Raw genomic sequence first — 13,093 nt, 5'->3', positions numbered from 1 at the left:
GCCCGGCTCCGGGCCGTTCCCGGAGCCGGGCGCGGGCCACGAAACAAGGGGAAACCATGATCGAAATCTGCGGCAAGCAAGTCCGCGACACCCTGGACGAACTGCTCGACCCGGAGGTGAACGCCCTGCTCGTCATCGACATGCAGCAGGGCGCGGTCGCCAAGGGCGGCACCATCGGCGAGGACCACGACCTGTCCATGATGAGCGGCGTCGCCGGGCGCTGCGGCCAGGCGATCGCGGCCGCGCGCGAGAACGGCGTCCCGGTGTTCCACGTCCGCGTGGAAAACCTGCCGGACGCCCAGAGTTCGCCGCCGGCCTGGCTGCGGTCGCTGTACACGATCGCCAACGGACGCTCGGTGGACCTGGGCAGGCTCAGCCTGGCGGGCGACCCGGCTGCCGACTTCTGCGCCGAATGCCGGCCGGAACCCGGCGAAGCGGTCGTCACCAAACGCCGGCCGAGCGCGTTCGTCAGCACCGAACTCGAACTGCTGTTGCGCAGCCAGGGCATCGAGTCGGTAGCAGTCATCGGCATATCGACCGGCGGTTGCGTCGAAGCGACGCTGCGGGACGCGACGCACCACGATTTCTACGCCGTGCTCGTCGAAGATTGTGTCGGCGCATACGACACCGAGGTGCACAACGCGGCGATGACCGTCATGCGCGCCCGGCACGACACCTGCACGCTCGAGGAAGCGATCGCGGCGTGGAAGGCGGGCGCGCGTCGCCGGGTGACGTCGTGAGCGAGCGCGACCTGATCGGCTACGGCGAGCACCCGCCCGCGGTGCCGTGGCCGGGCGGCGCGAAGGTCGCCGTCTCGGTGGTGCTGAACTATGAGGAAGGCGCGGAAAGCTCCATCGCGCACGGCGACGAGGCCGACGAGGACATCTCCGTTTTCGGCGGCTGGAGCAGCCCGCCCGAGCGGCGCAGCATGATGAAGGAGTCGTTCTTCGAGTACGGCAGCCGTGCCGGGGTGTGGCGGTTGCTCGGGATCCTGCGGGAATTCGAGGTGCCGTCCACGGTTTTCGCCTGCGGCATGGCACTGGAGCGGAACCCGCAGGTCGCCGAGGCGCTGGTCCGGGAAGGGCACGAGGTCGCCTGCCATGGCTACCGCTGGCAGGGCACGGTCGGGATGCCCGAGGAGGACGAGCGCGAGGAGATCCGCCGCGCCCGCGAGTCGGTCGAGAAGGCCACCGGCGTCCGGCCGGTCGGGTTTTACCTGCGCGACGGCATCACCGAAAAGACGCGCGAGATCCTGGTCGAGGAAGGCTTCCGCTACGACTCCAACGCCTACTGCGACGACCTGCCGTACTTCGTGCCAGCGGGCGACGCGGAGCACCTCGTGGTTCCGTACGCGGGCGACACCAACGACGCGCGGTTCTGGGGCCCCGGCAGCCTCGGCACGGCGGACGACTTCGTCGCCGTGCTGTCGGACAGTCTCGATATGTTGCTGCACGAAGGAAACACGGTGCCGAAGCTGATGTCGGTCGGCCTGCACTGCCGGATCGGCGGACGGCCGGGCGTCGCGATCGCGCTGCGGCGGTTCCTGCAGTACGCGCTCGCGCAGGAGGGCGTCTGGTTCGCCACTCGCGCGGACATCGCGCAGTGGTGGATCGACCACGCGCCGCGGGGGGACCGGTGACGCTCGATCTCAGCCGGCTGGTGCACAGCGTCGCGCAGCAGGGATTCGCCGAACTCGGCAAGACCGGGCTGCGCGGCCAGCGCGACGAGGGGCTGGTCTGCCCGCTGATCAACCCGCAGCTGAGCGGGTCGGACGACCTCAACGTCAGCTGGGGCCGGATCCGGCCCGGGCAGCACCACCTGCGCCACCACCATCCGGACGCCTCGGAGTTCTACGTCGTGATCGGCGGCGAACCGCTGATCCACCTCGGCGACCAGGACTTCCGCGCGCGGCCGGGCGACGCCGTCTACATCCCGAAATCCGTGGTCCACGGCCTCACCAACGACACCGGCCAGGACGTCGACCTGGTCGTCGGCATGAGCGTCGCCGAGAACTGGACTTTCATCCCCGACGAGTAGGAGGCGATCCCGATGGGAGCCACCCCCACCTATCTGCTGCACGACGGCGAACTCGTGCCCTACGCCGAAGCCCGGCTCCACGTGCTTTCGACCTCGACCAAGTACGGCGTCGGCGTCTTCGAGGGCTTCCGCGCGTACTTCGACGACGAGGCCGGCGAACTGTACGCCTTCCGCGTGGCCGACCACCTGCGCCGGCTGGTCGCCTCGATGCGGGTCGTCGGGATCGACGGTCCCGACGACGTCGACCGGCTCGAAGAGCAGCTGCTCGGCCTGATCCGGGCGAACGACCTGCACGAGGACCTGCACATGCGGGCGCAGGTGTTCGTGGACTCGCCGGACGGCAAACCGGACGACACCGGGCCGGCGACGATGTTCATGGCCGCGATCCCGATGGGCCGGTACTTCGACCGGCCCGGCCTGAACGTCCAGATTTCCAGCTGGGCCCGGATTTCCGACCGGTCGATGCCGCCTCGGGTCAAATCGATCGCGAACTACCAGAACGGCAGGCTCGCGCTGCTCGAGGCGCGCCGCAACGGATACGACGCCGCGTTGCTGCCCACTGTGGACGGTCACGTGTCCGAAGGCGCGGGCTACAACGTCTTCATGGTCCGCGACGGCAAGCTGTGCACGCCGCCGGTGACCGAGAGCATCCTCGAAGGCATCACGCGGGATTCGGTGCTGCACCTGGCGCGGACGGAACTGGGCATCGACGTGACCGAACGGCCGATCGACCGCACCGAGCTGTACTCCGCCGAGGAGGTGTTCGTCTGCGGCAGCGCGGCCGAGGTCAGCCCGGTCAGCTCGGTCGACCGGATCCCGGTCGCCGACGGCGGACCCGGCGAGCTGACCCGGGCGCTGCAGGACCTCTACCGGCGTGCGGTCCGCAACCGCGCGGCCGCCGACCGCGGCTGGGCGCGGCCGGTGTACGCGCCCGCCGCGGTGGCCAGGTGACCCGGCGGGTCGGTGTCCTGACGGCGGAGCCGGACCGCCTGCTGATCACCCAGATCGCGCAGGCGGGACTGGGCTTCGTCGTCCTCGACGCCGAGCAGACCACTCTGTCCGCGGACCGGTGCGCGGACGTCGTGCGGGCGCTCGCGGGCAGCGGCGTCGAGGTCTCGGTGCGGGTGCCGGATCTGGCGCCGCAGACGCTCGTCACCTACGCCAACATCGGCGTGACGGAGCTGCTGCTGCCGCAGGTGCGCACGCTCGCGGAGATCGAAGCCGCGCACCGGGCGACCAGGTTTCCGCCGGCCGGCACCCGGTCGAGGCAGGTGTCGTATGCCAGCCGGTACGGCACGGAGTTCAGCGGGGCGCCCAGGATCGCGGTGCTGGTGGAAACGGTCGACGCGGTCGAGCAGGCGGCTTCCTTCGCCGAATCCGGACTCGTCGGCGCGGCGTGGTTCGGGCCGACCGATCTGGCGGACGACCTGCGCGCCAACCGGCCGGAGGCGGTGTCTCGGCTGCCCGAGCTGATCGACCGGGCGCTCGGCGTCTTCCGGGAGCACGGCGTTCCGGTCGGGTTGCCCGCGGCGGACGCCGCCGGGGTCGCGGCGGCGTTCGCGCGCGGTGCGGACGCGTGCTCGGTGTACTGGGAGAAATGCCTGCTCAACGTGTTGCGCGGATTGACGGAGGCGGGCCGATGACGGTGGTCGTCAGCACGGAGCGCGCCGAGCAGGAGTTCGGCGCGGACATCCCGCCGCGATGCGAGGTGGCCGAGCACGAACGGTTCGTCCTCGGCACCCGCAGCCTGCACACCGGCGGCGGGTTCGACCGGTCGCGCGATTACACCGACCTGTCCATTCCGTTGACCGGCCCGGTCCGGCTGCCCGGAGTCCGGGCGGGCGACCGGATCCGGGTCGACCTGCACGCCATCGACATCGCCGAGCGAGGCGCGCTGGTAACCCTGCCCGGGCGCGGCGCCGTCGCGGGATTGGGCACCTCCGGGCATTCGGTGCCGATCAGGGACGGCTGCGTCGAGTTCGGCGACGGCGTCCGGATCCCGGTGCGCCCGATGGTCGGCAAGATCGGCGTCGGCGTGCCCGGGGAGGCGCCCGGCAGCAGCACCGTCGGCGTCCACGGCGGCAACCTCGACTGCAAGGAACTCACCGCGGGCGCGTCGATTTTCCTGACCGCGCAAGCCGACGGGGCCGCGCTGTACGCCGGCGATCTGCACGCCTGCCAGGGCGACGGCGAATCGTCGCTGACCGGCGTCGAGGTCGAAGGGGCGGTCACGCTGTCCTGGCGCCGCGCACCGGCGACCGGCTCCGATCGCCCGCTCGTGCTCAGCGCGGACGGCCGCCTGCTGACCATCGGCGACGGCGACACGCTCGCCGAGGCCGTGCAGGCGGCCCTGGAAGACCTGCTCGCCCTGACCGTCGACGCGTTCGGCTGGACCCGCGAGCGCGCGGCGATGTTCCTGAGCATCGCCGCGGACGCCGGGATCTGCCAGCTCGTGAACGCCCGGCTGTCGGCCAAAGCGGCGGTGGACGTCGCGCATTTCGCAGGCACCCCGCTCGCGTCCTGGTTGACGCGTGCCCAACCGTAGCGGAGGAACCCATGCTCGATCTCATCGTGCGCAACGGCACCGTGGTGACCCCGGCCGGGGTCGAACACGTCGACATCGCGGTGGCGGACGGAATCGTCGTCGGTCTGTACCAGTCCGGGCACGGCGAACCGCCGGAGGCGGCGCGGACCGTCGACGCCGCCGGGCTGCTCGTCGTGCCCGGCGGCATCGACCCGCACGTGCACACCAACTCCGTGCTGCCCACCGCCGCGGAATCCGGCATCAAATGCTTCGGCCCGGACCGCGTCAGCGAGGGCGCGGTGCACGGCGGCACGACCACGCTCATCGATTTCGCGCACTGGAAACCGGGGGAGGAGCTGTGGCAGTCGTTCGAGCGCAAGGGCAAGGAATGGTCCGGCAGCTCGTACACCGACTACGCGCTGCACGGCACGTTCGCCCAGCCGGAAATCCCGTTCGAGGTCCTCGACCAGGTTCCGGAGGCGGTCGCGGCAGGGCACGGCAGTTTCAAGGTCTGGATGACGAATACGACGCCGACGCGGCCGAAGCAGAAGACCGACGTCGGGCACATCTGGGCGTTGATGGAGAAGACCGCCGAGGCCGGCGCGATGCTGTGCGTACACGGCGAAGACGACGACATCGTCATGTACGCGTACAAGCGGCTGCAGCGCGAGCAGAAGACTGCGGTGCCGTACATGCCGGACGCGCACAACGCGTTGTCCGAACAGTTGTCGTTCCAGCGTGTCATCACGCTCGCCCGGCACGTCGGTGCTCCGATCTACCTGATGCACGTGAGCGCGGCGGAAGGCATCGAGGCGATCCGCGAGGCGCGCGGGCGGGAACAACCCGTGTACGGCGAAGTCCTGCCGCACTACGCGTACTACACCGCGGAGGACTACAAGCGCGAGAACGGCGTCATCTACCACACCTATCCGTCGCTGAAGTCCGCCGCGGACCGGGACGCGATGTGGCATTCGCTCGTCGCCGGGACACTCAGCACGCTCGCGACCGACGGCGTCTGCACCGACCTGGACGTGAAAACCCGCGGGCAGACGATCCTCGACGCGACCGGCGGCCACGCGGGGGTCGAGGTCCGGATGGCGGTCGCGTACACCGAAGCCGTGGTGCGGCGAGGTCTTCCGCTGCACCGGTTCGTGGACTTCACGTCGGCCAACGCGGCGAAGATCATGGGCCTGTACCCGCACAAGGGCGCGATCGCGATCGGCAGCGACGCCGATTTCGCGCTGCTGGAAACGGGTCTGGAGTGGCGGATCACCGCGGCCGACCTGCACGAAGCGGACTACACGCCGTGGGAAGGCTACGAGGCGGCGGCCCGCAACCGGCTTACCGTCCTGCGCGGGCAGATCCTGGTCGAAAACGGCGCGCTGCGTTCCCCGTCCCCGGGCGGGCGGCTGCTGAAGCAGTCGCTGTCCTCGGACGTGGCGAGCCGTCCGGCCTGCTGATCCGCCGGGGAGGAAGGCGCGGCCCGACCGGGGCCGCGCCTTTCCGCTGTGCACGAACTCGGGCCCCGTCCGGTCTTAGCCGGTGACTTGGCCCGCTCTCGGGCGAGAGGTCATGAGCTTTCCCGTTCCGCCCGTCTCGACGAGGCGGTTCCTTCGCGGTGCGCGCTGAAGGTCGACGACCTCGACGTGCCGCCGCTGAATGTCATCGTGGTGCGGGGGTGGGCGAAGGACTGGTCAAGCCGCCGCGGGTTCGCCTGCGTTTCCCCGGGCGCGGGCCCTGCTCCGCACCCGGGGGTCCATCAGCATCGTCACGATGTCGAGCACCAGGTACGCGCCCAGCGTGGCCGTCCCGAGCACCAGCACGAATCCTTGGATCACCGGGATGTCGCCCTTCAACACCCCGTCCAGCGACCACCCGCCGATGCCGGGCCACGCGAAGACGCTCTCCAGGATCGCCGCCCCGCTCAGCGAAGCACCGAACAGGATCACCAGGTATGTCAGGAGCGACCGCCTGATGTCCGCCAGCGCGTAGCGGTACACCCGGAACTCGCTCAGCCCGCAGGCTCGCGCGAACTCCACCTGAGCGCTGCGCAGCGATTGGCTCAGCCCGGTGCGCACGGTTTTCGCGAAGTACGCGGCGAAGAAGATCCCGAGCGTCAGGACCGGCAGCGCGGCGTGCGAGAAGATCGAGCCGAGCGTGGGCCACGAACCGGACAGCAGCGCGTCCAGCGTGACCGAACCGGTTCGGGCCGGCGGGACCGGCGCGGTCGGGTCGACCATGCCGAGCGGCGCCGGGGCCACGTGCAGGAGCTGGTAGAAGACGTAGACCAGCACGAGCCCGAGGGCGAACTCCGGCACCGCGAGGATCAGCGACGACGCCCAGCTCAGCCCGCGGTCCGCCGGGCGCCCGCGCAGGTAGGCCGCGGCGGTCCCCATCGCGGTGCCCAGGACGACCGCGAGCAGCAGGCCGGGCACCAGGATCACCAGGGTGTTCGGCAACCGGGTGAGCAGCTCGTGGGTGATCGGCGCACCGGTGAAGTACGACGTGCCGAGGTCCCCGTGCAGCACCCGGACCAGGTAGTCCCAGAAGCGCACCGGCAGCGGCTTGTCCAGGCCGAGCTGCTCGTGGACGTGCGCGATCTGGTCCGGCGTGGCCGCGTCGCCGAGCATGGTGACCGCGGGGTCGCCGGGGATCATCGACACCAGCCCGAAGCTCAGCGCGATCAGCAGCACGAGCATTCCGGCGCCGGCCGCCAGCCGGCGGAGCACGAACACGATCATGCTTGCGCCTCCTTCGTCTCGAGGCCGAGATCCTGGCCCGCGTGCAGGCACGCCGCCTCGTGCGCGGCAGCGACCGGACGCAGCGCGACCTCGGCGACGGCGCATTCGTCTGTCGCGATAGGACAGCGGCCGGCGAGCGCGCAGCCGGCCCGGTGCGCGGTCGGTTTCGGCGGGTCTCCGGCCAGCGGCAGGTGCGGCAGGCGATGCCCGGGATCGACCGGCAGCGCCGCGGACAGCAACGCCTTGGTGTAGGGATGCCGCGGATGCGCGAGCACGGACTCGGTGGGGCCGATCTCCACGATCCGGCCCAGGTACATCACCGCCGTCCGCGAGCACAGCCGCCGGACGGTGTGGATGTCGTGGGAGATGAACAGGAAGGTCAGTCCGCGCTCGTGCTGCAACCGGGCGAGCAGCTGCAACACCTCGGCGCGGACGGTGAGGTCCAAGGACGACGTCGGCTCGTCCAGCACCACGAACCGAGGGCCGGTGACGAGCGCGCGGGCGATCCCGACGCGTTGCTGCTGTCCGCCGCTGAGGTCGGCCGGGCGGCGGGCACAGTGCTCCGGCGAGAGCCCGACGTCGGCCAGGGTGTCCAGCACGCGCTGCCGCCGCTGCGCCTTGGTGCCGGACTTTCCGTTGACCAGCAACGGTTCCTCGACGATCGCGCCGACCTTCAAGCGCGGGTTGAGCGAGGCGAACGGCTCCTGGAACACGATCTGGAAGTCGCGGCGGCTGCGGCGAAGCGCGGCTCCGCGCAGGCCGGTGAGCTCGCGGCCGTCGAGCGTGACCGTGCCGCGGTCGGCGTCGAGCAGGCGCACGAGCAACCGGCCCAGCGTGGACTTTCCTGACCCGCTTTCGCCGATCAGGCCGAGGGTTTCGCCCTCGGAAACCGCCAGGTTCACCCCGTCGACGGCCCGGACCTGGCTGCCGCCGGGACCGGGGAACGTGCGCCGCAGGTCTTCAGCGACGAGTACCGGCACTGGTGGTCACCTCGATCGAAAGCGGGTGGTGGCACCCGAAGCCGTGGCCCGGGTCCGTCACGGTGAGCGGGGGACGTTCCTCGGCGCACACTCCGTCGGCGCGCGGGCAGCGGTGGGCGAAGTTGCAGCCCGGTGCCGTTTCCCGCTTCGCCGGGGCGGACTTCGGGGCAGCGACGCGGATGTCGGTGGTCGCCGCGTCGAGCAGCGTGCGGGTGTAGGGGTGGCGCGGATCGCCGAACACCGTCGCGACGTCGCCGACCTCCACGACGCGCCCGGAGTACATCACCACCACCCGGTCGCAGTAGTTGGCCACGACGCCGAGATCGTGCGTCACCAGCAGCATCGACCGTCCGCTGTCCCGGACCAGGGTGCGGATCAGGTCGAGGACCTGCCGTTGCACGGTCAGGTCGAGCGCGGTCGTCGGTTCGTCGGCGATGAGCAGCCGAGGGCCAAGGCTGAGCGCCAGCGCGATCACCGTGCGCTGCGCCATGCCGCCGCTGAGTTCGTGCGGGAATCCGTCGAGCGTCCGCGCCGGGTCGGGGATCCCGGTGGACGCCAGCAAATCGAGCGCGCGAGCGCGGATCTCGCTCCGGCTGGCGCGCTCGTGCGCCCGGATGACGTTTTCGAACTGCTTTCCGATCCGCAGCACCGGGTTCAAGGCGTCGAACGGGCTTTGCGCGACGAAACCGATTTCGCGGCCGCGGATCCGGCGCAGTTCCTTCGGCGCGGCGCGATGCAGTTCGCGGCCGTCGAACACGACGCTGCCGCCGGTGGTCCGGGCCGGTTTGTGCAGCTGGATCACCGACCGCACGGTGGTGGACTTGCCGGAACCGGACTCGCCGACGATCCCGACGATCTCGTTGTCCCGCACGGAGAACGACACGTCGTCGAGCACGCGGAACGCGCCGCCGGGAACCGGGAATTCGACTTCCAGCCCGCGGACCGACAGCAATTCGCTCATGCTTTCGTCCCTCCTTCGACGCGGTTCTCGAACCAGTCGGCGATGACGGTCAAGGACGAGACGACGAGGAAGATCGCGACCGTCGGGAAGATCGCGGCCCACCACTGGCCTTCGACCAGCATCGAGGCGCCGTCGTGGATCATCGAACCCCACGTCGGCTGCGGCGGGTGCACCCCGACGCCGAGGAAGTTCAGCGCCGCGATCACGCCGATCGCGTTGGCGGCGGCCAAGATCGCCTGCACCAGCACGACTCCGTAGGCGTTGCGGAACACGTGGTTGAACGCGACCCGCAGCGGGGAACAGCCGATCGCCACCGCGGCCTCCACGAACCGGGCCCGCCGCAGCGCCACCGCCTCCGCGCGGGTCAGCCGGGCGAACCGCGGGATGTTCACCACCGCGATCGCGCCGACGACGTCGAGCAGGCCGCCGCCGAGCAGCTGGATGGCGACCACGGCCAGGACGATGACCGGCAGCGCGGAAAACGCGTCGACCACGCGCATGCACGCCTCGCCGATCCGGCCGGTCGTGGTGAACAGTCCGATCGGGACTCCGATCGCGAGCGACAGCAGCGAACCGAACACCGCGATCGGCAGGTCGCTCGCGGCGGCGGCGACGGTGCGGGAGAAGACGTCGAACCCGCTGATGTCGACGCCGAACGGATGTGCCGCGCTCGGCGCGGCGGCGATCACCGACACGTCCGGCGTCGTGGGGCTGTGGGGGAGCGGCACGAACGCCGCGACGATCCACAGGCCGGCGAGGAAGGCGAGCGCGGCGAGAACGCCCGCGTTGCGGAACCGGTGGCCGGCCCGCCGTCGCGCGGACCGGACCCGGCCGGTGCCGACCGCCGCCGCGGTCATGCCGGACCTTCACTATGCATTGGGTCACTGTTGCATATTGAAGAAGCCTCTGTCCAGGGCGGAAGCGAGGTCACGAGGGGTTCACCGTCCACTTCGGAGCGTGGCCTGCGCGGGGCGGGCCGCGGCGGTTTCATAGTGCTGCGCCAAGCGCAGAAGCGCCAGGTCCTCGAACGGGCGGCCGAGCAGGTGCAGCCCGGCCGGGAACCCGTTGGCGAAGCCTCCCGGCACGCTCAGGCCAGGCAGGCCGCAGACATTGGCCGGGGCCAGCAGCAGAAGCGCGCTCGAGAGGTCGGTTTCGTTGCTTTCCCGGGTCAGATCGGTCGAAAGATCGTCCAGCCGCGGAGGAATTCCGGACAGCGTGGGGGAGACGAGCGCGGTGAGGCCGGCGTCCAGGAACGTCGTGCGGATCCGTTCTCGCAGATGCGCGCGGGCGCGGCGGGCGAGCGTCACGTGTTCTTCGGTTACCGCGCAACCGAGCTCGAGCATGACCCGGGTGCCGGATTCGAATTCTTCCGGCCGGTCGGAAAGTGCCGGACCGTGCAGACGCACCGCGTCCGCCAAACACAAAACTAGCGTGACCGGCAGGGCAAGACTCAGGTCCGGCAGGCTGACGTCCACGATTTCGGCGCCGGTGGCGGCCAGGACGCCGACCGCTTCCTTGATCGTCGCCTGCACTTCGGCGGAAACTCCCCATTCTTCCCACGCGGCGAAGTCGACGCCCACTCGCGGCCGGTGCAGCGGCCGGCGCACGGCCTCGGCGAGGTCTTCCGGGCCGAGGCCGGCGCGGGTTTTCACCATGCCCTGCAAGAGAAGCGCACAGTCGACGGCCGAACGCGCGATCGGGCCGACCTGGTCGAGCTGCTCGCTGAGGTTCATCACCCCGGCCCCGTCGATCAGCCCGGTCGTCGGCCGCATCCCGACGACCCCGTTGACAGAGGCCGGGTTGCGCACCGAACCGGACGTGTCGGTCCCAAGGCAGCCCGGCGCCGAGCCGACCGCGACGGCGACACCCGAACCGGCGCTCGACCCGCCCGGATACCGGCTCGGGTCCCACGGGTTGCGAGTGGGCGGAAAGTTCTGCCCGTAAGCGATTTCGTGCGTGACGGTCTTGCCGAGCAGAATCGCGCCGTTCTCGCGCAGCGTGCGGACGGTCGCCGCGTCGCGCGTCGGGGTGCGCCCGGCATACGCCTTCGAGCCGCCTTCGGTCGGCAGGCCCGCCGTGTCGATGACGTCTTTGACCCCGAACGGTATGCCGTGCAGCGGCCCTCGGTGATGTCCCGCTGATATCTCCCGGTCCGCCTGCTGCGCGGCCGCCAGCGCGCCTTCGCGGTCCACGCGCGCCCAAGCTGACACCTCAGGCTCGGTTTCGGCGAGGCGGTCGAGCACACTGCTGACATACTCGACCACACTCAGCTCGCGGGCGGCGATGAGTTTCCCGGCTTCTTCGATCCCGTACTGCCAGTTCATGGTGTCCACCTGACTTCGAAGTCGCTGGGCTCGTCGCCGGGAACCGCGCGCAGCTGTTCGATCGCATCGGCGAGATTGGCGTACGCGGCTTCCAGCGCGGCGCGGTCCTCCGCCAGGACGTCTTCACCGACGAGCTGGACGACGGCGGCGAGTGCGTCCTCGTTCACCGGTGCGCCGCCAGGGTGAGCCGGCCGTCGCGGACGACCTGGATGCCGTCGACGAACACGTGCCGCACCTCCCGCAGATCCTCGCTGGCGATCACCACGTCGGCGGCCATTCCGGGCCTCAGCCGCCCCGTGCCGGGCGCGAGGCCGGGGATGGCGTCGGCGACGTTCGCGCTGGCCAGCGCCACCGCGGCGGACAGGCTGCGGTGCCCGCTGGCGACCAGGTCCGCGACGCCGGAGAGGAGCGGATCGTGCTGTCCGAGGTAGCCGTAATCGGTGGCGAGGAGGTCGACGTCGGTTTCGGCGAACATCCGGTCCCAGTGCTCGCGCGTGCGCACGGTGTGCTGCCGGTGCAGCAGGTCGAAGGTGCAGCACTCGAGCAGCCAGCCCGCGGCCCGCAGCGCGAGTGCGGTTTCGACGGCCTCGTCCGGGGTATAGGACGGATGATTGCTGTGCGTGGCGATCACTTGCGCGCCCAGCCGTTCGCCGGCGAGTTCGAGGAGCGGCTTCCCGCTGGCCGCCGCGCTGTGCACCAGTGCGGGGACTCCGTGCTTCGCCGCCGCCTCGACGCCCTCCCGCAGCCCGTCGAGCGCGGCGTGAAAGGACGGCAGCACGGACTCGCGGACCAGCTTCGCGGCGGTCTGGGTGCTGAACCCGGCCAGCCCCGCCGCGGCGAGTGCGGATTTCAGGGCGGGTTCGTCCGGAGTGCTGTCCAGGCGAGGGCCGAGGACAGCTTCCTTGAGCGTCCGCGCCTGCTCGGCGGTGACGATCACGCCGGTTTCGCGCCGGATCGCCGCCGGAAGGTACTGCAGGTCTTGCCCGCCGCCGCCCATCGTCTGCCCGCCGCCGAGCTCGCCGATCGCGATCGCCCCGTCCGCGAGCTGCTTCTCGACTGACGTCGTCAGGTGCTCTTCGGTCAGCCCCTCGCCGTCCGCGGCTTGTGCGGCGGCGAGGGCGGCCGGGGTGTGCGTCGTCGCGCCTTTGACCTTCACCGCGTGCGCTCGGTCGGCGGTGCGTACTTCGTCCATTGTGGCCAGTCCGCACAGATTGAGGACGGTCGTGGTGCCCGCGAGCAGATGCCGGTCGAGGTTGCCGAGCCAGTCGTCCGCGGGCAGGGCCGCGGCCCCGCTCGGGAAGAGCGGACCGGGCGTGACTCCGTGGGTGTGGCAGTTGATCAAGCCGGGCAGGACGACGAATCCGGTGGCGTCGAGCCGGACGTCGGCGTCCTCCGGCGGGTGCGGGCCGACGGCTCGGATCCGCCCGCCGTCGAGTGTGACGGCGGCCCGGAGCACGTCCGGCCCCGCGACGACTGTTCCCCCGGTGATGACGGTCCGCATGCCGGACGAGTCTACGAGCTTGCTT

Annotated in this window: 14 protein-coding genes; 7 read left to right on the top strand and 7 right to left on the bottom strand. The window is 70.8% G+C overall.

Going from position 1 to position 13,093, the window contains the following annotated elements; all coding sequences use genetic code 11:
• From L942_RS33675 to L942_RS33645, 7 genes are all read left to right on the top strand, one after another.
• Nucleotides 1-740, top strand: a 740-nt coding sequence (locus L942_RS33675) for a cysteine hydrolase family protein (RefSeq protein ID WP_235079563.1), incomplete at its 5' end; no start/stop codon positions are given.
• Entirely contained in the window at nt 737-1,639 is a 903-nt protein-coding gene (locus L942_RS33670) for a polysaccharide deacetylase family protein (protein WP_037368021.1), read from the top strand. The genes L942_RS33675 and L942_RS33670, both read left to right, overlap by 4 nt.
• A complete protein-coding gene (locus tag L942_RS42295; protein WP_051166435.1) occupies nt 1,636-2,037 on the top strand; it encodes a cupin domain-containing protein in 402 nt (133 codons plus the stop codon). Before L942_RS33670 ends, L942_RS42295 begins: the two co-directional genes overlap by 4 nt.
• A 12-nt stretch (nt 2,038-2,049) precedes the next feature.
• Nucleotides 2,050-2,988: a branched-chain amino acid transaminase gene (locus tag L942_RS33660; RefSeq protein ID WP_037368005.1), complete on the top strand. Its 939-nt coding sequence runs from the start codon at nt 2,050-2,052 to the stop codon at nt 2,986-2,988.
• Nucleotides 2,985-3,680, top strand: a complete 696-nt coding sequence (locus tag L942_RS42290; RefSeq protein WP_051166434.1) for an aldolase/citrate lyase family protein — start codon at nt 2,985-2,987, stop codon at nt 3,678-3,680. Before L942_RS33660 ends, L942_RS42290 begins: the two co-directional genes overlap by 4 nt.
• Nucleotides 3,677-4,582: an acetamidase/formamidase family protein gene (locus tag L942_RS42285; protein ID WP_051166433.1), complete on the top strand. Its 906-nt coding sequence runs from the start codon at nt 3,677-3,679 to the stop codon at nt 4,580-4,582. Before L942_RS42290 ends, L942_RS42285 begins: the two co-directional genes overlap by 4 nt.
• An 11-nt stretch (nt 4,583-4,593) precedes the next feature.
• Nucleotides 4,594-6,021 carry a dihydroorotase gene (locus L942_RS33645; RefSeq protein WP_037368004.1) on the top strand — a complete coding sequence of 476 codons (1,428 nt, stop codon included), beginning with the start codon at nt 4,594-4,596 and terminating at the stop codon, nt 6,019-6,021.
• Between the two features lie 234 nt (nt 6,022-6,255).
• Here the strand turns inward: L942_RS33645 and L942_RS33640 are convergent, their stop codons facing one another.
• The 7 genes from L942_RS33640 to L942_RS33615 all read right to left on the bottom strand — a co-directional run bounded on the left by L942_RS33640 (nt 6,256) and on the right by L942_RS33615 (nt 13,068).
• Nucleotides 6,256-7,302 carry an ABC transporter permease gene (locus L942_RS33640; RefSeq protein WP_037368002.1) on the bottom strand — a complete coding sequence of 349 codons (1,047 nt, stop codon included), beginning with the start codon at nt 7,300-7,302 and terminating at the stop codon, nt 6,256-6,258.
• Nucleotides 7,299-8,282: an oligopeptide/dipeptide ABC transporter ATP-binding protein gene (locus L942_RS33635; RefSeq protein WP_037368001.1), complete on the bottom strand. Its 984-nt coding sequence runs from the start codon at nt 8,280-8,282 to the stop codon at nt 7,299-7,301. Before L942_RS33635 ends, L942_RS33640 begins: the two co-directional genes overlap by 4 nt.
• Entirely contained in the window at nt 8,263-9,243 is a 981-nt protein-coding gene (locus tag L942_RS33630) for an ABC transporter ATP-binding protein (RefSeq protein ID WP_051166432.1), read from the bottom strand. Before L942_RS33630 ends, L942_RS33635 begins: the two co-directional genes overlap by 20 nt.
• Nucleotides 9,240-10,100: an ABC transporter permease gene (locus tag L942_RS33625; protein ID WP_051166431.1), complete on the bottom strand. Its 861-nt coding sequence runs from the start codon at nt 10,098-10,100 to the stop codon at nt 9,240-9,242. The genes L942_RS33630 and L942_RS33625 overlap by 4 nt, the downstream gene beginning before the upstream one ends.
• 81 nt (nt 10,101-10,181) lie before the next feature.
• On the bottom strand, nt 10,182-11,567 hold the full coding sequence (locus tag L942_RS33620; protein ID WP_051166430.1) for an amidase: 1,386 nt from the start codon (nt 11,565-11,567) through the stop codon (nt 10,182-10,184).
• Nucleotides 11,564-11,734, bottom strand: coding sequence for a hypothetical protein (locus L942_RS44615; RefSeq protein ID WP_158684577.1), 171 nt, complete (start codon nt 11,732-11,734; stop codon nt 11,564-11,566). The genes L942_RS33620 and L942_RS44615 overlap by 4 nt, the downstream gene beginning before the upstream one ends.
• On the bottom strand, nt 11,731-13,068 hold the full coding sequence (locus L942_RS33615) for an amidohydrolase family protein (protein ID WP_037368000.1): 1,338 nt from the start codon (nt 13,066-13,068) through the stop codon (nt 11,731-11,733). The genes L942_RS44615 and L942_RS33615 overlap by 4 nt, the downstream gene beginning before the upstream one ends.
• Nucleotides 13,069-13,093 lie beyond the last annotated feature (25 nt).

The organism is Amycolatopsis orientalis DSM 43388 (genome assembly GCF_000411975.1).
Taxonomy (GTDB): domain Bacteria; phylum Actinomycetota; class Actinomycetes; order Mycobacteriales; family Pseudonocardiaceae; genus Amycolatopsis; species Amycolatopsis orientalis_D.
Note: the sequence above shows the minus strand (reverse complement) of the source record. Positions and strands in the feature narration are given on the sequence as shown.